Source organism: Lysobacter sp. P5_B9, from assembly GCF_054049835.1.
The window spans coordinates 1-19,464 of record NZ_JBFULP010000009.1; the positions used below are offsets into that span (position 1 = coordinate 1).

Annotated in this window: 18 protein-coding genes; 13 read left to right on the top strand and 5 right to left on the bottom strand. The window is 66.7% G+C overall.

The features are described 5' to 3' along the window. Positions 1–107: 107 nt before the first annotated feature. The 4 genes from ACXJJ9_RS15865 to ACXJJ9_RS15880 all read left to right on the top strand — a co-directional run bounded on the left by ACXJJ9_RS15865 (position 108) and on the right by ACXJJ9_RS15880 (position 3,811). Complete coding sequence (locus ACXJJ9_RS15865; RefSeq protein WP_310053530.1) at positions 108–359, top strand: YfhL family 4Fe-4S dicluster ferredoxin; 252 nt, start codon at positions 108–110, stop codon at positions 357–359. A 53-nt stretch (positions 360–412) separates the two neighbouring features. Then, a complete protein-coding gene (gene ggt, locus ACXJJ9_RS15870) occupies positions 413–2,122 on the top strand; it encodes a gamma-glutamyltransferase (RefSeq protein WP_457098095.1) in 1,710 nt (569 codons plus the stop codon). An 85-nt stretch (positions 2,123–2,207) separates the two neighbouring features. After that, positions 2,208–3,098 (top strand): MBL fold metallo-hydrolase, encoded by an 891-nt coding sequence (locus ACXJJ9_RS15875; protein WP_457098096.1) that lies wholly within the window; start codon positions 2,208–2,210, stop codon positions 3,096–3,098. Beyond that, positions 3,095–3,811 (top strand): TMEM43 family protein, encoded by a 717-nt coding sequence (locus ACXJJ9_RS15880; protein ID WP_457098097.1) that lies wholly within the window; start codon positions 3,095–3,097, stop codon positions 3,809–3,811. Before ACXJJ9_RS15875 ends, ACXJJ9_RS15880 begins: the two co-directional genes overlap by 4 nt. A gap of 28 nt (positions 3,812–3,839) precedes the next feature. On the opposite strand, the gene upp is transcribed toward ACXJJ9_RS15880, so the two are convergent. Continuing rightward, positions 3,840–4,472, bottom strand: coding sequence for a uracil phosphoribosyltransferase (gene upp, locus ACXJJ9_RS15885; RefSeq protein WP_457098098.1), 633 nt, complete (start codon positions 4,470–4,472; stop codon positions 3,840–3,842). 136 nt (positions 4,473–4,608) lie between these two features. Then, on the bottom strand, positions 4,609–6,105 hold the full coding sequence (locus ACXJJ9_RS15890; protein ID WP_457098099.1) for an aminotransferase class III-fold pyridoxal phosphate-dependent enzyme: 1,497 nt from the start codon (positions 6,103–6,105) through the stop codon (positions 4,609–4,611). A gap of 112 nt (positions 6,106–6,217) precedes the next feature. Between ACXJJ9_RS15890 and ACXJJ9_RS15895 the strand changes: the two genes are divergently transcribed. The 6 genes from ACXJJ9_RS15895 (at position 6,218) to secF (ending at position 12,398) form a co-directional block, all read left to right on the top strand. Then, on the top strand, positions 6,218–6,649 hold the full coding sequence (locus ACXJJ9_RS15895; RefSeq protein ID WP_310053524.1) for an Lrp/AsnC family transcriptional regulator: 432 nt from the start codon (positions 6,218–6,220) through the stop codon (positions 6,647–6,649). 72 nt (positions 6,650–6,721) lie between these two features. Beyond that, on the top strand, positions 6,722–7,780 hold the full coding sequence (gene queA / locus ACXJJ9_RS15900; protein WP_457098100.1) for a tRNA preQ1(34) S-adenosylmethionine ribosyltransferase-isomerase QueA: 1,059 nt from the start codon (positions 6,722–6,724) through the stop codon (positions 7,778–7,780). A 194-nt stretch (positions 7,781–7,974) separates the two neighbouring features. After that, a complete protein-coding gene (gene tgt / locus ACXJJ9_RS15905; RefSeq protein ID WP_457098101.1) occupies positions 7,975–9,120 on the top strand; it encodes a tRNA guanosine(34) transglycosylase Tgt in 1,146 nt (381 codons plus the stop codon). A 45-nt stretch (positions 9,121–9,165) separates the two neighbouring features. Next, positions 9,166–9,504, top strand: a complete 339-nt coding sequence (gene yajC, locus ACXJJ9_RS15910; protein ID WP_310053521.1) for a preprotein translocase subunit YajC — start codon at positions 9,166–9,168, stop codon at positions 9,502–9,504. A gap of 58 nt (positions 9,505–9,562) precedes the next feature. Next, entirely contained in the window at positions 9,563–11,431 is a 1,869-nt protein-coding gene (gene secD, locus ACXJJ9_RS15915) for a protein translocase subunit SecD (protein WP_457098102.1), read from the top strand. A 13-nt stretch (positions 11,432–11,444) separates the two neighbouring features. Then, positions 11,445–12,398, top strand: a complete 954-nt coding sequence (secF, locus tag ACXJJ9_RS15920; protein WP_457098103.1) for a protein translocase subunit SecF — start codon at positions 11,445–11,447, stop codon at positions 12,396–12,398. Between the two features lie 74 nt (positions 12,399–12,472). Here secF and ACXJJ9_RS15925 read toward each other — a convergent pair whose 3' ends face one another. Next, positions 12,473–13,291 carry an inositol monophosphatase family protein gene (locus ACXJJ9_RS15925; protein WP_310053518.1) on the bottom strand — a complete coding sequence of 273 codons (819 nt, stop codon included), beginning with the start codon at positions 13,289–13,291 and terminating at the stop codon, positions 12,473–12,475. A gap of 98 nt (positions 13,292–13,389) precedes the next feature. On the opposite strand from ACXJJ9_RS15925, the gene ACXJJ9_RS15930 reads away from it, so the two are divergent. From ACXJJ9_RS15930 to ACXJJ9_RS15940, 3 genes are all read left to right on the top strand, one after another. Beyond that, positions 13,390–14,169 (top strand): RNA methyltransferase, encoded by a 780-nt coding sequence (locus ACXJJ9_RS15930; RefSeq protein WP_457098104.1) that lies wholly within the window; start codon positions 13,390–13,392, stop codon positions 14,167–14,169. Between the two features lie 97 nt (positions 14,170–14,266). Next, positions 14,267–15,199: a phosphate/phosphite/phosphonate ABC transporter substrate-binding protein gene (locus tag ACXJJ9_RS15935; RefSeq protein ID WP_457098105.1), complete on the top strand. Its 933-nt coding sequence runs from the start codon at positions 14,267–14,269 to the stop codon at positions 15,197–15,199. Between the two features lie 84 nt (positions 15,200–15,283). Next, a complete protein-coding gene (locus ACXJJ9_RS15940; RefSeq protein WP_457098106.1) occupies positions 15,284–17,374 on the top strand; it encodes a putative bifunctional diguanylate cyclase/phosphodiesterase in 2,091 nt (696 codons plus the stop codon). Between the two features lie 33 nt (positions 17,375–17,407). On the opposite strand, the gene ACXJJ9_RS15945 is transcribed toward ACXJJ9_RS15940, so the two are convergent. Further along, entirely contained in the window at positions 17,408–18,046 is a 639-nt protein-coding gene (locus ACXJJ9_RS15945; RefSeq protein ID WP_457098107.1) for an exopolysaccharide biosynthesis protein, read from the bottom strand. Next, positions 18,030–19,358, bottom strand: coding sequence for a hemolysin family protein (locus tag ACXJJ9_RS15950; RefSeq protein WP_457098108.1), 1,329 nt, complete (start codon positions 19,356–19,358; stop codon positions 18,030–18,032). The genes ACXJJ9_RS15945 and ACXJJ9_RS15950 overlap by 17 nt, the downstream gene beginning before the upstream one ends. Positions 19,359–19,464: the final 106 nt, after the last annotated feature.

Here is a 19,464-nt window from a genome sequence, read left to right on the forward strand (position 1 = left end):
GCTGTTTACAGAGCAAAATCAAATCAAAATGGGTTCCAGCTTCCGCTGGAACGACGGAGTTTTTCCGTCGATGAGGAGTAGGACGGTAATCGTCCAGATTTGAAACCATGGCGCTGAAGATCAACGAGCTCTGCGTCAACTGCGATGTCTGCGAACCGGCATGTCCGAACCAGGCCATCTCGCAGGGCGAAACCATCTACGTGATCGATCCGTCGCGTTGCACCGAATGCGTGGGCCACTTCGACGAACCGCAATGCGTGGTCGTCTGTCCGGTCGAGTGCATCGACCCGGATCCCGCATTCCCCGAATCCAACGAGCAGCTGCTGGCCAAGCTCGCGCGCCTGCAGGCGCCGGGCTGATGCGGCTGCAGCGGGCCCGTTGCCGCCAAGCCCCGCCTGTGAGGAAGCCGCCGATGCCGTTGCGTGCGCTGCTGTGCCTGGTGTTGTTGTTCGCGTCCGTGGATGCCTGCGCGGCGGGATCCGCGCCTGCGACCCGGCAGCCGCACCCACCGGGCGCTGCCATTGCCAGTGGCCATGCGCTGGCGACGCAAGCCGGGCTGGAGATGATCCGCGCCGGCGGCAACGCGTTCGACGCGGCCGTGGCGGTATCGGCGACGCTGGCCGTGGTCGAGCCGATCAGTTCCGGCATCGGCGGCGGCGGCTTCTTCCTGCTCCACGATGGCAAGACCGGCAAGGACGTCTTCGTCGACGCTCGCGAAACCGCCCCGGCCTCCGCCACGCCCGCGGCGTTCCTTGACGAGAAGGGCGAACTCGATCGCGATCGCGCGACCAACGGCCCGTGGTCGGCGGGTATTCCCGGCCTTCCGGGGGCGCTGGTGCACCTGGCGCAGAAATACGGACGCCTGCCGCTCAGGACCACGCTCGCGCCGGCGATCCGGTTGGCGCGCGAGGGCTTCGAGATCTATCCGCGCCTGGAAAAGGGCTACGCCAGCCGCCGTGCGGTGATGGAACGTTATCGCGGCACGCGCGCGGTGTTCCTCGCCGACGGCACGCCGCCGACGACGGGCGAGATCCTCAAGCAGCCCGAACTCGCACGCACGATCGAGTTGATCGCCGAGAAGGGCTTCGACGGCTTCTATCGCGGCGACACGGCGGACAAGCTGCTCGCGGCCGTAAAGGAAGAAGGCGGCAGGTGGCGCGCCGATGAACTCACCGGCTATCGCGTCAAGGAACGCGAACCACTGCATTTCCGTTACCGCGAATGGGACGTCACCACCTCGCCGCCGCCGTCGTCGGGCGGCGTCGCGCTGGCGGAAATGCTGCACATGCTCGAAGGCTGGGACCTGGCGAAGCTGGATTCCGCGCATCGCCACCACGTCGTCGTCGAAGCCATGCGCCGCGCGTACCGTGATCGCACGATCTACCTTGGCGATCCCGACTTCGTGAAGATGCCGGTGCGGCGCCTGACGAGCCCGGACTACGCGGCGGGCCTGCGCGCAGGCATCAATCCCGACAAGGCCACGCCTAGCGCGCTGCTGCCGGGCCAACCCGCGCCGCTCGAAGACGACGAGACCACGCACTTCTCGATCATCGATGCCGATGGCAACCGCGTCTCCGCGACGCAGACGGTGAACCTGTTGTACGGCTCGGGCATGGTCGCGCCCGGTACCGGCGTGTTGCTCAACAACGAAATGGACGACTTCGCGCTGCGCCCGGGCACCCCCAACGCGTTCGGCGTGATGGGCTTCGCTGCCAACGCGCCGGAAGCGGGCAAGCGCATGCTCAGCTCGATGACGCCGAGCTTCATCGAGTCCAAGGACCGGCTCGCGGTGATCGGCGCGCCCGGTGGCAGCCGCATCATCACCGAGGTGCTCGTGGGCATCCTCGGCTACGACGCCGGCCTGGACGCGCAGCAGGTCGCCGCCTTGCCGCGCTTCCACCACCAGTGGATGCCGGATGCGATTTCGTCCGAACCGGGTGCGATCGATGCGGCGACCGTGTCGGCGTTGCAGGCAATGGGCCACACGGTGAACGTGGCCGAAACACCGTGGGGCAACCTGCAGACCGTGTCGTGGGACAAGCGCGCCAATACGCTGGAAGGCGGTTCCGATCCGCGCAATCCCGTCGGCAGCGCCGAGGTGCTGCCAAGCCGAAGCCATTGATCCCCTTGGCCGGAACGCCGCGTCCACTTCGCCATAGCGGTATTCGGCGCGATAATCACGCCATGCCTCCATCGGAAAAGCGGCAATGAAGCTCTGGTCCCTGCTCGGCAACAGCCAGAAACTCGACGGCGGCGCGATGTTCGGCAATGCGCCCCGTGCGATGTGGGAGAAGTGGTCGCCGCCCGACGCGCATAACCGTATCGACCTGGCCTGCCGCGCACTGCTGGCCAGCCCGCTTGCTGGAAAGACCGTGTTGTTCGAGGCCGGCATCGGTGCATTCTTCGAACCGAAGCTGCGCGAGCGCTATGGCGTCGTTGAAGAGCGCCATGTGTTGCTGGACTCATTGGCCGCCGCGGGCTTCAAGCCGGAAGACATCGACGTGGTCGTGCTCTCGCACCTGCATTTCGACCATGCCGGCGGCGTCCTGGCGGCATGGGAAGAGGGCGTGGCACCGCGGCTCGTGTTCCCCAACGCGAGCTACGTCGTCGGACGCGAGCATTGGGAGCGCGCACGCAAGCCGCACCCGCGCGACCGCGCGAGCTTCATCGCCGAGTTGCCGGGGCTGCTGGAAGCGACGGGCCGGCTCGAACTGGTTGATGGCGCGCATTCGAAGACGCTCGGCAACGCCGTGCGCTTCCACTACAGCGATGGGCACACGCCGGGGCTGATGCTGTCGGAAATCGTCGGCCCGGACATGGTCAACGGCGACGCGCATGGTGGCGTGGTGTTCTGCGCCGACCTGATTCCCGGCCGTCCGTGGGTACATGTGCCGATCACCATGGGCTACGACCGCAATGCCGAGCTGCTGATCGACGAGAAGAAGCAGTTTCTCGAGGACAAGCTGGTTCGCAACGTGCACCTGTTCTTCACCCATGATCCCGGCTGCGCGCTCGCGCAGGTCGTTCGTGACGAGAAGGGCAAGTTCGGTACTGCGCACGAAGTGGCCGCGTTGCACGCCAGGGCCCTGGCGGCGTGACGTTTCCGTTCCGCTTCGCCGCGTCGGCGCTGTTGCTGCTGCAGGCAGCGCCCGCCTGGGCGCAAGGCGAGCCCGAGAGTTTTCCCGATCCGGGGGAGTCGCTGGTGGACCCCGATTTCAGGGTGGGCACCCGTGAATTCGGTCTCGACCGCCGGGTCGAGATGTACCAATGGCAGCGCGTCGAGCACGGATACGAACGCGCCTGGCACGATGCGCCGATCGAATCCTCCGGCTTCGATGCGGCGCATGCGAATCCGCCCAGGCTGCCGCTCGACAACCGCCGCTGGTGGGCGGAAAAACCGACGCTGGATGGCAAGCCGCTGGATCCGGCAGTATTGCGCAGTCTCGGCGAATGGCGGGTGATGCGGCCCAACTTCTCGCGCCTGCCGGCCAACCTGGCCGCTTCCTTCCAGCCGGAGGGCGAAGGCCTGGGTAGCGCGGAGAACCCCCTCGAACCCCAGGTGGGCGACCTGCGGGTGAGCTGGCGCGAACTGGTGTTGCCGCCACTTGCCGGGAAGGTCGTGTTGCGCGCGGACGTCTGGCGCCTGGCGGCGGATCCCGACGACGGTGGGCATCCGATTCCGCCGCTTGCTCCCGTCGCCTCCAGGCCCGGGCACGTGCAGTGCGTCTGGCCATTCCTTGCCGGCGGGCTGTTGGCGATCGCCGGCGCGATCCTCATTGCTCTGCGACGCAGGCGGCAGCGCAAGGCCTGAGCGGGACGAATCTCCCCGCCGTCCGGCGTTACCCGTGCCGCGTTCCGAAGATCTTGTCGCCCGCGTCGCCCAGGCCCGGCAGGATGTAACCGACCTCGTTGAGGCGCTCGTCGATCGAGGCCGTGTAGACCTCGACATCCGGGTGGCGGGCTTCAAGCGCGCGCAGGCCTTCCGGGGCCGCGACCAGGAACAGGCCCTTGATGCGCCGGCAGCCTGCCGCCTTGAGCATGTCGATGGTGGCGATCAGCGTGCCGCCCGTGGCGAGCATGGGATCCAGGACCAGCGCGGTGCGTTCGTCCATGCGGCCGGTGAGCTTCTCGTAGTAGCCGATCGGTTGCAGCGTGCGCTCGTCGCGTTGCAGGCCGACCACGCCCACCTTGGCCGCGGGAATCAGCTCGAGCACGCCCGGCAGCATGCCCAGGCCGGCGCGCAGGATCGGTACCAGCGTGACTTTCGCGCCCTTGATCCGATGCGTGGCGACGGGGCCGGCCCAGCCGTCGATCACGACTTCCTCGGTTTCAAGGTCGGACGTGGCCTCGTAGGTCAGCAGCGTCGCGACTTCCGAGGCGAGTTCGCGGAATGCCTTGGTGCTGATGCCGGCCTCGCGCATCAGGCCCAGCTTGTGCCGCACCAGCGGATGGCGGACTTCGACGATCTTCATGCGGCGAGCATAAGTGCAAGTTCGACAGAGCGGAACCGCTACCCGCGCGACCGGAAGAGTGCGTCGATCCGATCGCCAGAAAAACAGAAGGCCGGATCTACCGGCCTTCTGGAGCACCATCGGGGGGAATGGGCTCTCAGGCCGCGGCGGCCTGCCGGGCGCGCGGACCTTCCTTCAACGCCCGCGCGACCATGCCGACCATCAGGTCGATCTCCTCGCTGGTGATGTTGAAAGTCGGGGTGAAGCGCAGCGAGTTGACGCCGCCGTGGATCACGCCGAGGCCATGCTCGCGCAACCATTCCTCGGTCGAGTTCGCGCCGTAGCACTTGAACTCGTTCGACAGCTCGCAGGAGAACAGCAGGCCGGTGCCCTGGACCTTGGTGATCATGCCGCCGAGTTCCGACTTCAGCTTCTCGAGCTTGTCGGTCGCTTCCTTGCCCTTGGCGCGGATGTTCTCGCGCAACGCCGGCGTCACCTGCTTGAGCACCGCCACCGCGACGTCGAGCGCGCGCGGATTGGTGGTCATGGTGTTGCCGTACAGGCCCTTCTTGTAGATCTCGCCGGCGCGCTTGCTCACCGCAAGCACCGACAGCGGGTACTGTCCGGCATTGAGCGCCTTGGAATAGGTCTCCATGTCCGGAGCCTCGATGTTCTCGAAGCCGGGGTAGTCGACGATCGACAGCACGCCGTTGGCGCGCAGGCCGGCCTGGATCGAGTCGACCAGCAGCAGTGAGCCATGCGCCCTGGTCAGCTCGCGCGCCGCGTTGTAGAACGCGACCGGCACGCCGCGGCCCGGATCGCCTTCGCCCATCACTGGCTCGAGGAACATCGCCTCGATGAACCAGCCGTTGGCGTCGGCATCGGCAAAGACCTTCTTCAGCGCGTCGATGTCGTAGGGCTCGACCGCCAGCACGCTGTCTTCGCCCCGGTAGCTGGCCAGGAACTGCGCGTAGGTCTTGCGCGAGGAATCCGAATACAGGGCAGGGCGCTCGGTGCGGCCGTGGAAGCTGCCCTTCACCACCAGGCGCTTGATCGTGCGGCCGGCATGGCGCGCGCCCGGATCGGTCATGGTCTTGGCATTGGCGTCGACGATGCGCGAGGCCAGCGACACGGATTCCGAACCCGAGTTGAGGCACAGGAACTTGTCGTACGGGCAGGCGCCGCGGCTCAGGCCGATGGCGGCGCGGATCGCCTTCTCGAAGCGCAGTTGCGTCAGCGACGGCGTCATGATGTTGGCCATCGCCTGCGGCTTGGCCATCGCGTCGATCACGGCCTTCGGGGTGTGGCCGAAACCGAGCATGCCGTAGCCGCCCGAGTCGTGCAGCACGGCGCCCTTGAGCGTGACGATCCACGGGCCGCGGGCGGCGAGGGCGATGTAGGGGTTCACGCCGTCGTCGGCATAGAAGTTGACGTAACCGGCCTGGACGGCGCGCAGCTGCGCTTCCTCGTCCAGGTCGAGCAGGTCGGCGAATTCACCCTTGATGCTTTCGTACTCGGCCGCGGCCGCATCGATGGCCTCGACCAGGTCGGGATGCGAAGCGGCGAATTTCACGATGACGGCGTCATCGAGGCCGACGGTGCGGCGCTTGCCACCATGGGCGCGCAGGGGTACGAGCTTTTCGGTCACGGCCATGGGGATTCTCCAGATAATTTGCCTATTATCGGGATAATTTCGTCGATCGGTAGTAATGAATTGGACGAAATAGTTGGTTATTTCGTCGATATGACGAATACAATTGTGCAATATGAAGATAACCGCCACCGACCAGCAGCTGCTCACCGTGTTGCGTGAGAACGCCCGCGCCTCGACCGCCGAGATCGCGCGCCGGTTGAAACTGTCGCGTACCACCGTGCAGAGCCGGATCGAGCGGCTGGAGCGGCAGGGCGTGATCGGCGGCTACACCGTGCGGGTCAACGACGCGGCCGAGCGTGGCCACATCCGCGCCCACATCATGATTACCGTGCTGCCCAAGCAGATGGCGGCCGTGGTCGAGTCGCTCCGTGCCATGCCCGAGGTGCGTGCATTGCATTCGGTCAGCGGCTCCTTCGACCTGGTGGCGATGGGCGTGGTCCCGACCGTGTCGGAGATGGATGAGCTGACCGACCGCATCGGAGCGGTGGACGGGGTGGAGCGCACCACCTCTTCAATCATCCTGTCGGCGAAGTTCGAGCGGTAAGTCGGCCATGGGCCAGGGGCGGAATGCCCGGAAGCCCTACAATTGCCGGCTCCCCGCCGCTTGCCCACCCCTTTGAAGAAGTCAGATTTCCATTACGACCTGCCCCCGGAACTGATCGCCCAGGCCCCTCTGGCCGAGCGTTCGGCCAGCCGGCTGCTGGTGGTGCCACCGGGCGGGGCGGCCCCTGACTGGCGTTTCGAGGACCGTGGGTTCCGCGACCTGCCGTCCCTGCTGCAGCCGGGCGACCTGCTGGTGTTCAACGACACCCGTGTGATCCCGGCACGGCTGTTCGGACAGAAGGCCACCGGCGGCCGGGTCGAGATCCTGATCGAACGCCTGCTGGGCGGATCCGACGCGCGTGTGCAACTGGGGGTCAGCAAGTCGCCGAAGGACGGCGCGCGCATCGCGCTGGATGCCGGCGGTGAACTGGAAGTGCTGGGCCGCGACGGCGAGTTCTACCTCGTGCGCTTCCATGTGCCCGAATCGCTGGAGCAATGGCTGCTGCATGCAGGGCGGCTGCCGCTGCCGCCCTACATCCAGCGCGAACCCGGCGTGGACGACGACGAGCGCTACCAGACCGTGTTCGCCCGCGAAGTCGGCGCCGTGGCGGCACCGACGGCAGGCCTGCACTTCGACGACGCGCTGCTCGACGCCCTGCGCGCGCGTGGCGTGCAGTTCGGCCACGTCACCCTGCATGTCGGCGCCGGCACGTTCCAGCCGGTGCGCGTCGAGAACCTCGACCAGCACGTGATGCACAGCGAATGGCTCAACGTCGGCGCGGAACTGATCGAACAGATCCGGCGTACGCGCGAGGCCGGTGGGCGCGTGATCGCGGTCGGCACGACGGTGGTGCGCGCGCTGGAAAGCGCAACACGCCTGGATGAAGCGGGGGACGCTGAACTGCAGCCGTTCGCCGGCGAGACGCGCCTCTTCATCCTGCCGGGCTACCGCATCCGCTCGGTGGACGCGCTGATCACCAATTTCCACCTGCCGGAAAGCACGCTGCTGATGCTGGTCTCGGCCTTCGCCGGCAAGGCGCGGATCTTCGCCGCCTACGAGCACGCGATCCGCCAGCGCTACCGGTTCTTCTCGTACGGAGATGCGATGTTGCTATATCCGCGCCCCGAGTAGTTTCGGACGTCATCCCGGCGAAAGCCGGGATCCATTTTGTTGTTGCTTTTGCTCTTTCGAAAGCAAGAAGCGAAGGCGAAAGCGAAAGCAAAATGGATCCCGGCTTGCGCCGGGATGACGAGCAACGGCAAAGGCCAAAAGTCAAAGGCCAAAGGCCAAAGGCCAAAGGCAAGAAAGAGAGCTGAGCAATACATATGAGCCGCATGTCCTTCCAACTGCTCAAGACCGATGGCGCCGCGCGCCGCGGCCGCCTCACCTTTCCGCGCGGCACGGTGGAAACGCCGGCGTTCATGCCGGTGGGCACCTACGGGTCGGTGAAGGGCGTGCTGCCGGAGCAGGTCCGCGAACTCGGTGCCGAGATCATCCTGGGCAACACCTTCCACCTGTTCCTGCGTCCCGGCCTGGACGTGATTGCCGACCACGGCGGCCTGCACGGTTTCGCCCGCTGGAACGGACCGATCCTCACCGATTCCGGCGGCTTCCAGGTGTTCTCGCTGGCGCACCGCCGCAAGATCACCGAGCAGGGGGTGAAGTTCGCCGCGCCGACCGATGGTTCGCAGGTGTTCCTCGGGCCCGAAGAGAGCATGCACATCCAGAAAGTGCTCGGCTCGGACATCGTGATGATCTTCGACGAGTGCCCGCCGGTGCACGTCGACGGCGTGGCGGTCGGGGCCGACTTGGTGAAGCGATCGATGGAGCTGTCGCTGCGCTGGGCCGAACGCAGCAAGCGCGCGCACGAGGGCAACGACGCGGCACTGTTCGGCATCGTCCAGGGCGGCGTCCACCACGACCTGCGCACGCGATCGGCGACGGCGCTCAAGGACATCGGCTTCGACGGCTACGCGATCGGCGGGCTGGCGGTGGGCGAGACGGAGGCCGAGCGCAACCACATGCTCGAACACACCGCGCCGCAATTGCCGGAAGACCACCCTCGCTACCTGATGGGGGTAGGGCGGCCGGAGGACCTGGTGGAAGCGGTTGCGCGCGGCGTCGACATGTTCGATTGCGTGATGCCGACCCGTAACGCCCGCAATGGCCACTTCTTCACCGCCACGGGGGCCGTGCGCATCCGCAATGCGATGTATGAGCGCGACACCCGGCCGATCGAGGAGGGTTGCGACTGCTACGCCTGCCGCAACGGTTTCAGTCGCAGCTACCTGCGCCACTTGGACCGCTGCAACGAGATGCTCGGCCCGGTGCTGGGGACTTTGCACAATCTGCGCCATTACCAGCGCCTGATGGCCGGGATGCGCGAGGCGATCGCCGCGGGAACCTTCACCGCGTTCCGGGAGTCCTTCTATGCCACCCGCGCCATGCCCGTCCCCCAACTCGGGGTCTGACGGCGTGCCATAATCCCCCGTTATTTCGCTTCCGGAAGCACCCCAATGAACCTGCTCGACCTCCTGATCGCTCCCGCCTATGCCCAGGCCGCGGCCCAGCCGCAGGGCTTGGGTGGCTTCGGCCTGCTGATGCCGATCGCGCTGATCGCGATCATGTACTTCCTGATGATCCGCCCGCAGATGAAGCGGCAGAAGGAACACCGCGCCATGCTCGACAAGCTGTCGAAGGGCGACGAAGTGCTGACCAACGGCGGCATCGCCGGCGTGGTCACCGACATCGGTGAGAACTTCATCACGGTCGAGGTAGCCGACAACGTGCGCCTGCGCATCCAGAAGGGCGCCGTTGCCAATGTCCTGCCCAAGGGCACCTTGAAGTCGGCATAAGCCGCCTTCATCACGTTTTGCACGACGGCGGCCGGGGAGCTGCCACGGGACCTTTTAGATGCTGACTTACGCACGCTGGAAATACGTTGCCTTCCTGGTCGTCCTGCTGCTCAGCGCCGTGTATGCGGTGCCGAACATGTTTCCGCAGGACCCGTCGGTGCAGGTCACCGCCAATCACGGTGCCCCCGTCGACGAGTCGCTGCGCAAGCGCGTGGCCGACAGCCTGCAGAAGGCCGGCATCGCGACCAAGCAGGTCGAGATCGACAAGAAGAAGAACAACCTGCTGGTCCGCCTGACCAATCCGGACCTGCAGGTGAAGGCGGCCGACGCGCTGCGCCCTGAGCTGGGCAGCGACTACATCGTCGCGCTCAACATCGCCTCGACCGTGCCGGACTGGCTGGAAAAGCTCGGTGCGCGGCCGATGTCGCTGGGCCTCGACCTGCAGGGCGGCGTGCACTTCCTGATGCAGGTGGACCAGAAGGCCGCGCTCGAGAAGCGGCTGGATGCGACGGCCGAAGACCTGCGCGTGCTGCTGCGCGAGAATCGCATCGCCTACGTCTCGGTGGATCGCCGTCCCGACAACAGCATCGTGGCCACGCTGCGTGATGCCGGCGCAGCCAGTGCCGCCACGGGCGCGATCGCGAAGAGCCAGCCGACGCTGGTGCAGCAGGCACAGGGCAACCAGATTGCCCTGCAGGTGCAGCCAACCGAGCTGCAACGCTACGCCGCGGATGCGATCGAGCAGAACGTCGCCACCCTGCGCAACCGCGTCAACGCGCTGGGCGTGGCCGAACCGGTGATCCAGCGCCAGGGCAACGACCGCATCGTCGTCGAGCTGCCGGGCGTGCAGGACACCGCGCAGGCCAAGCGCATGATCGGCGCGACGGCCACGCTGGAATACCGCGCGGTCGTCGAAGGCAATGCCATCGACGCGGTCCAGAGCGGCAACGTGCCGCCCGAGGCGCGCGTCTACTACCGCCGCGAACGCGGTCCGGACGGCAAGCCCATGCCGATCCTGCTCAACAAGCGCGTGATCGCCTCGGGCGACCAGCTGGTGGGCGCGACCACCGGGTTCGACCAGCGCAGCGGCTCGCCGACCGTGTCGGTGCGCCTCAATAGCGCCGGTGGCCAGCGCATGTTCGACTTCACCAGCGAGAACGTCGGCAAGCCGATGGCCGTGGTGTACATCGAGCGCCTGCCGGAAGTGAAGATCGTCGACGGCAAGGAAGTGCGCAGCACCCGCATCAGCGAAGAAGTGGTGTCGGTCGCGACCATCCAGGGCGTGTTCAGCAACGAATTCCAGACCACCGGCCTGAGCAGCCAGGAAGCGGCGGACCTGTCCAAGCTGCTGAAGTCCGGTTCGCTGGCGGCACCGATGGACTTCGTCGAGGAGCGCATCGTCGGCCCGAGCCTGGGCAAGGAGAACGTCGAGCGCGGCCTGCGCGCGGTGACCTATTCGTTCGTCTTCGCGCTGGTCTTCTTCCTGTTCTATTACCGCATGTTCGGCGTGGTCACCTGCATCGCGCTGCTGCTCAACCTGCTGATGGTGTTCGCGCTGATGTCGTTCTTCGGCGCCACCATGTCGCTGCCGGGCCTGGCGGGTATCGCGCTGACGGTAGGTATGTCGGTGGACGCCAACGTGCTGATCAACGAGCGTATACGCGAGGAGTTGCGGCTTGGCCTGCCTCCGCAGACGGCGATCGCGACCGGTTACGACCGCGCCGCGGGCACCATCCTCGACGCCAACATCACCGCGTTCCTCGTCGGCCTGGCCATGGCGGCGTTCGGCACCGGCCCGCTGCGCGGTTTCGGCATCACCACGATGCTGGGTATTGCCACTTCGGCCTACACGGCCGTGTCCGTCTCGCGCGCCATCGCCACGCTGATCTACGGTGGCCGCCGCAGGCTGAAGACGATCTGGATCTGAGGGAGCCGCTTCCATGAAACCTTTCAACGTGTTCCCTTACGACAGCCACATCAACTTCATGCGCGTGCGCATGGTGTCGCTGGCCATCGCGGCCCTGCTGATGTTCGTGGCGATCGGGGCCATGGCCGTCAATGGCTTCAATTTCGCCCTCGACTTCACCGGCGGCGTGGGCGTCGAGCTGCGCTTCGCCAAGCCGATCGAGGTCGAGGCGGTCCGTTCGCGCCTGTCCGCAGCCGGTTACGAAAACGCCCAGGTACAGAGCTTCGGCACCGGTACCGACCTGCTGGTCCGCTTGCAGGCGAAGGAAGGCGCCGCCAGCAGCAAGGTGGCGACGAGCGTCGCGCAGGACGTGAAGCAGGCCGCTTCCACGGCCGACAACCCGGCCGAGGTGCGCAGTAGCGCCGAGATCAGCGCGCAGGTCGGCAAGGAGCTGCGCGACAAGGGCATCCTCGCCCTGGTGTTCGTGGTCCTGGGCTTCCTGATCTACATCTCGTTCCGCTTCGAGTGGAAGTTCGCCGTCGCGGCGATCATCGCGACCTTGCATGACGTGGTGATCGTGGTCGGCTGGTTTGCCTTGACCGGGCACGAATTCGACCTGACGGTGCTGGCCGGTGCGCTATCGGTGATGGGCTACTCGGTCAACGACACCATCGTGGTGTTCGACCGCGTGCGCGAGAACTTCCGCTCGATGCGCGCGACGCCGTCGGAAGTGCTGAATGCGTCGATCAACCAGACGCTGTCGCGTACCGTGATCACCTCGTTCGTGGCCTTCCTGACCGTGCTGGCCCTGTACATCTACGGTGGCAACTCGCTGCGCGGCATGGCGGAGTCGCAGATGATCGGCATCATCATCGGCACGCTGTCCTCGATCTTCGTCGCCTGCCCGCTGCTGATGTGGCTGGGTGCGAGCAAGCAGGACCTGATGCCGAAGGCGCGCGACGAAGCCGCCTTGGCGCGCCGTCCGTAAGGCCGGCAACACGGCAACAAAAAAAGGCCGCGCATTGCGCGGCCTTTTTCTTTACGTCCGTTTGCCCGAGCCGTTCAATCCAGGGCGTTCGCGTATCCCGTCGCCACGATCTTGTTCTGCAAGGCATCGCAGATCTTCAGGTTGCCGGCGACCAGCGGGCGACCCATAAGGCCGCGCGTGTCCATCGGGCCCGTCGAACGGCCGCGATAGTCGACGACCTTTCCGCCGGCCTCGCGCACCATCAATGCGCCGGCGGCGATGTCCCAGGGCTTCACGCCGGATTCGAAGTACGCATCCGCGCGGCCGCAGGCCACGTAGGCCAGGTCCAACGCCGCCGAGCCCGTACGACGGATGTCCTCGGCATCCTGCAGCAGGGCTTCGATGCACTTGAGGTGGGCGCCGACGCTCTTGCGCTCGCGCGGCGGGAAGCCGGTGATCAGGAAGGCGCCGTTGAGGTCCTTGCGCTCGGCGACACGGATCTTCTTGTCGTTGAGGGTCGCGCCGCTGCCGCGGCTGGCGGTGAACAGGTCGTTGCGCAGCGGATCGAAGATCACGCCATGGATCGGCTCGCCGTTCTCGACCAGGGCGATGGATACGCAGAAATGCGGGAAGCCGTGCAGGTAGTTGCTGGTGCCGTCGAGCGGGTCGATGACCCAGGTGAAGCGGCCGGAACCCTGCGCGCCGCCTTCCTCGCCGAGGATGGCGTAATCGGGCGTGGCCCGGCGCAGTTCCTTGATGATGACCGTTTCGGCCTGTCCGTCCACTTCGCTGGCGTAGTCCAGCCGGTCCTTCTCCACGACGTTGAGAGCGTCGAGCTTGTGCATGTTGCGCAACAGCACATTGCCGGCGGCGCGGGCGGCCTTGACCATGAGGGTGACGGCGGGCTTCTGCATGGCGATACGGGCCTCTGATCGGGGCTGGGGACGGGCTGGCGGGTGCGAAAGAGCGGGCCGGTTCGATGACCGGGGCGCGGAGTTTACCATTGCCACGCATGAGCACCGCCCCCGCTACCGAAACCACCGCCTTCGCCGAGCGCATCCGCGTCGTGCTCGTGGGCACCCAACACCCCGGCAATATCGGCTCGGCCGCCCGGGCCATGAAGACCATGGGCCTGTCGCGGCTGGTGCTGGTGGCGCCAGAACGCGCCCCGGACGCCGATTCCTACGCGCTCGCGGCCGGTGCAGACGATGTTCTGGCCGCCGCCGCCGTCCACGGGACGCTGGCCGAGGCCATCGCCGACTGCCGCCTCGTGCTGGGCTGCACCGCGCGCAGCCGCCGCATTGCGCTGGAGGAGCTGGAGCCGCGCGCAGCCGGCGCCAGGGCGATCGGGGAAGCGGCGGCCGGGGGTGAGATCGCCCTCGTGTTCGGCCGTGAACGCACGGGCCTGACCAACGACGAATACGAGCTGTGCCATGCGGCCGTGCACATCCCGGCCAATCCGGAATACAGCTCGCTCAACCTCGCCATGGCGGTGCAGGTACTGAGCTACGAGGTCCGCCTGGCCGCCCTGGCGACGGTGCCGGTGGCGCCAGGCCCCGAAGAGCAGGAGCAGCCGGCTTCGCACGCGGAAATGGAGGGCTTCTTCGCCCAGCTCGCCGAAACCCTGGACGCCATCGACTTCCACAAGGGGCGCGCGCCGGAATCGGCGATGCGCAAGCTGCGACGACTGTTCCTGCGCGCGCAGCCGGATACGCGCGAGGTGCGGATCCTCCGCGGCGTGCTGGCGGACGCACAGCGGATGGCCAGGCTGGCCGGTGCGCGCGACTCCTAGCCCGGGGCGAAGCAGGCTGCCGGAGCCGCGGACAAATTCCCCACGCCCGGTTTTTTTGCTTTAGTCTGCGGCGTCGTCTCGCTTGCCGGTCCACTGCTTGAGCGCTTGCCTGTCCGCCCACCTGCGACGTATCGCCGCCCTGGCCCTGGCTTTCGCCCTGCTGCTGCCGTTGCCGGCGCTGGCCGGCGATCCCGGCGTGCTGGTGCTCGGCCGGATCAGCGACGACCCCAAGGCTCACTACGAACAACTGAAGTCGCTGCTCGACTACGTGGTGCCGCGCATGAGCGACGTCGGCATCCGCGAGGGCCGCATCCTGATGGCCAAGGATGCGCAGCAGATGGCCAGCTACCTGCGCCGCGGCCGGGTGGACTGGGTCACCGAAACCGCCGGCACCGGCATGATGCTGCGACAGCGCGCGGGTGCGAAGGCACTACTGCTGACCGAGCGCGATGGCACCAGTCATTACCACACGGTGTTCTTCGCCCGGGCGGACAGCGACGTGAAGTCGCTGGACGACCTGCACGGCCATAGCGTCGCTTTCCAGCGACCGAGTTCGACCAGCGCCTACTTCCTGCCGGCGACCGAGTTGCTGCACCGTGGCAACTCGCTGGAGCTGTTGCTGTCGCCGACCGACAAGCTCAATTCGAGCGTCGTCGGCTATGTCTTCGCCCGTTCCGAACTCAACATCGCCACCTGGGTGCACAAGCGCCTCGTGGATGTGGGCGTGATGAGCAACGTCGACTGGGAAAATCCGCGCCGCGTGCCCGCCGCATTCCGCCAGGACCTGCGCGTGATCGCCGAGACCGGCGACGTGCCGCGGGCACTCGAACTGGTGCGGAGCGACATGGATCCGAAGGTCGAGGCGCGCCTGCGCAAGGTGCTGCGCGATGCCGCCACGGACCCGGAAGCCCGCGATGCCTTGCAGGGGTTCTTCCAGACGACCCGTTTCCTGCCGGTGGATGCCGAGTCGCAGCGCGCGCTCGACAACCTCGCCGATGGCGTCTCCCGCGTGCGCAGCGAAGTGGAATAAGGCGCAATCGATGATGCAGGCGATCGACGGGGCGTTTCGCGGATGAATCTTCGCTACGGGCTGCAGGCCCGATTCCTCGCTCTCATGGCTTTGGCCCTGCTGGTCGTGCTGTCGCTGATGGCCTTGCTGTGGGGCCGGCAGACGCGCATGCAGGGCGAAGTCGAAGCCGTCACCCGAGACGGCATGGAGCGCATCGCCAGCGCCGGCCTGCGCCGCCAGGGCGAGGGCATGGTCACGCAGCTGTCGGAATCGCTGGCCAATCCGCTCTATTACTTCGACCTCGATGCGATCGGCGTGCTCAGCCGCGCCACGCTCAACCAGCCGGGCATCCGTTACGTGCTGGTATACGACGATGACGGCAACATCCTCCATGACGGCAGCGAGGAAATTCCGAGCTACGGCAAGCGCATGGACGATGCGATGGCGCCGCAGGCGGTCGCCGCGCCGCAACTGCTGACGCAGTTTGGCGAGGACCTGATGGATGTCGCCTCGCCGATCATGATCGGGAACCAACGCATCGGCGGCGTGCGCGTCGGCTTCGACCTGCGTGGCCTGCGCAACGACCAGGATGCCGCCGTTGGCGAACTGCGGGCGCGGCTGGTCGAACTTGGGCACCGCCAGTTGCTGTGGGTGGTGGTGCTGAGCGCGGGCCTGCTGGGCCTGGGCGTGCTCATGCTGTGGCTGATCCAGAGGTTCCTGGTGCGTCCCATCCGCCAGTTGGCCGATGCCGCGCATTCGATGGAGCTGGGCCACTTCGAGGCCGCCCGCACACCGGTCAGCAACCGCAACGACGAAGTGGGCGACCTGCTGCGTGCCTTCAGCCGCATGAATACTTCGGTCGCGCGCCATGACCGCGAAATCCGGCGCATGGCCTATACCGATGCGCTGACCAGCCTTGCCAATCGGCTCGCCTTCCGCGAGACCCTGGACGAGCGCCTGCTGCGGATGCAAGGCGCCGGCCGCCAGCTGGCGCTGCTGTTTGCCGACATCGACGACTTCAAGCGCGTCAACGACACCCTCGGCCACGATGCCGGCGATGAAGTGTTGCTGCAGTTCGCCCAGCGGATCCGCGACAGCGTCACGCGCTATGGCGGCGAAGGAGCGGCGCTCGCGCGCTTCGGCGGCGATGAATTCGTGATCCTGGTCGAGCCAGACGCGCACAGCGGGCAGGACGCGCGCGACGTGGCCAGTCGCCTGGCCGAGGCGCTGGTGAGCGAACTGGGGCAGCCGATCACCGTGCACGATCGCCAGGTGTTCCTGGGCACGTCGATCGGCATCACCTTGTTCCCGCAGGACGCGTCGGGCGCCAACGCGCTGATGAAGAACGGCGACATCGCGATGTACCAGGCGAAGGTGGCCGGCAAGAACTGCTACCGCTTCTACAGCCGTGCGATGGACCAGGCGGTGGAGCGCCGCGTGCACCTGGAACACGAACTGCGCGGGGCGTGGGACCGTGGCGAACTGAGCCTGGTCTACCAGCCGGTCTACCGCGTTGCCGACAATGAACTGGTGGGCGCCGAAGCGCTGCTGCGGTGGCAGCATCCCGAGCACGGCATGATTGCGCCGTCGGTGTTCATCGAAGTGGCGGAGCAGAGCGGGTTGATCGAGACGCTGGGTCCGCAGGTGCTGCGGGCCGCGTGCCAGGATGCCGTGCATTGGGGCACGCTGCGCGGCGATCGCGAACCGTTGTTCGTTTCGGTCAACCTGTCCCCCCGCCAGCTGCGCAGCGGCGACCTGCCGCAGCTCGTGGCCAAGGTGCTGCGCGAAACCGGACTCGATCCCGCGCATCTGCACCTCGAACTCACCGAAACCGCCGTGCTGGGCGATGAATCGCTCGCGAGCGCGATGCTGTCGCAGCTGCGCGACACCGGCGTGCAGGTGTGGCTGGACGACTTCGGTACCGGCTTCTCGGGGCTGAGCCACCTGCGCCGGGTGCCCATCGATGGGGTCAAGATCGACCGTAGCTTCATCGCGGACATCCTCCGCGATCCCGACGACCTCGCGTTGACCACCGCGATCATCGCGATGGCGCACTCGCTCGGCATCATCGTCGTAGCCGAGGGCGTGGAACGCGAAGGGCAGTACGAACTGCTGCGCGACCGCGACTGCGACCTGGCGCAGGGGTACCTGCTGGGCCATCCGATGCGGATCGCGGAGTTCCAGAAGCTCCTCTAGCGAGGCGTTCGCCCCGGCCGCACGCGGCGGGGCTCAGAACGCCATGTCGAACCAGTGCTTGGCCGCCGATGCCAGGCTGCCCGACAGCACGCCGAACACCGCGATTGCAGACACGCTCGCGGTCCAGGCGACGGCCAGCAGTCGGCCGTCGCGTTCCAGCAGTCCCAGCGCGAACAGCAGCAACAGCAACGCGAACACCACGTTGGTGAACGGAATGGGCAACGAGAGCAGCAGGCCCAGGACGATCAGGTTGAGCCCGGTGAAGGCGCTCGCCACCGGGTGGTCCAGCAGCACGTGCGCGCGCGGCTTCACCACGCGCTCCAGCCGCGCCAGCCATGGATCGAGCTTGTCGCGGAACTTGACCATGGCGAGGCGGTGCGGGCCGCGACGGCCGATGAAGGCAGGCAGCCAGGGTTCGTTGCGCCCGAACAGCAATTGCACGCCAACCAACATCACCAGTGGCCCGCTGATCACGCCGGCGACGCCGGGAATGAAGGCCGTGGGGATCGAGAGGAACAGCACCATGCCGAACGCGCGCTCCTCCAGGTCGGCGAGCACGTCATCGAGGTGGATGGTTTCCGCCGGATCGCCCTCGGCGAAGTGATCTAGCAATGCACGGGCCCCGGCTTCCTGCGGACCTGCAGGGCGACGGTGCTCAGCCGTTGGCGTCATCGTTGTCGTCGTCCTCGTCGCGGGTTTCGCGTTGGAGCAGCAGCTTGTCGATGCGCGGTCCATCAAGGTCGACGACCTCGATACGCCATCTGCGCCAGCCGAAATGCTCGCCGACGTGCGGGATGCGGCCGAAATGCGCGATGACCATGCCGGCCGCCGTGTGGAAGTCGTGTTCGTCCTCGCCCGGCAAGCTGCCCCCGCCGACCAGTTCGCGCAGTTCCTCCAGCGGCAACGCGCCATCGACGAAATACGAACCGTCCTCGCGTTCAACCACCGGAGGTTCGTGCGCGTCGTCCTCGGGCGACAGCCCCTCGTAGATGCGTCCCATCACGGCGCCCATCAGGTCGTTGACGGTTACCAGGCCGCTGACGTCGCCGTACTCGTCCACGACCAGCGCGAACGACTGCTGCTCCTCGCGGAAGATGTCCAGCAGCTTCAGCGCATGCGTGGATTCGGACACGAACAGAGGCTCGCGCAGTTCGCCGAAGAGATCGGGATCGGTTTCGCCGAAGCGTTCGAGCAGCATCTTCACCTCGAGCACGCCGAGTACGTCGCTGTCGCTGTCGCGGTAAACCGGGTAGCGCGAATACGCGTGTTCCCGCATCGCGGCAAGGTTCTCTTCGCGGCTCGCGCCCGCGTCCAGCCAGACGATGCGCATGCGCGGCGTCATCAAGCTTTCCGCGGTGCGGTCGCCGAGACTGAGCACGCGATTCATCATCTTGCGCTCGTCGGCATCGATCACGCCCTGCTCATGGCTCTCGCTCACCAGCATGCGGATCTCCTCTTCCGTCACGCGCTCGTCATTGCCCGTGCCCAGGCCGATCAGGCGCATGAATGAGCGCGTGCACCACGCGAGCAGCATCACGAAGGGCTTGGCCGCCTTGGCGAAGAAATCCATCGGATAGGCCACGGCCGCGGCGATCTGCTCCGGGCGCAGCGTGCCGATGCGTTTCGGCACCAGTTCGCCGACCAGGCCGAACGAGAAGAGGATCAGCAGGAAACCGGCGACGAAGCCGATCTCGCCGGCGTATGGCGCCAGCAGCGGCACATTGCGCAGCGGGACGGCGATCTCAACGCCCAAGGATTCGCCGCCGAAGTAGCCGATCAGCAGGCTGAGCAACGAGATCCACAGCTGCACCGCGGAGAGGAAGCTCTCCGGATGCTCGGCTAGCTCCAGCGCCTTGGCGGCACGACGGCTGCCCACCGCCATCTGCTTGAGGCGGCTCTTGCGGGACGTCATCACGGCCATCTCCGACATCGCGAAGAAGGCGTTGAACAGGATCAGGGCGACGACGATCAGGAAACGCAGCATCCGGGCCGGTCCTTGATGGCGGTGTCCGCGGACACGGAATCAATGTGGCGGCAGGGCCAGGTCGCGAGGGGGCTGGCCTTTGCGGGGGGGTGCGATGCTGGGTCGT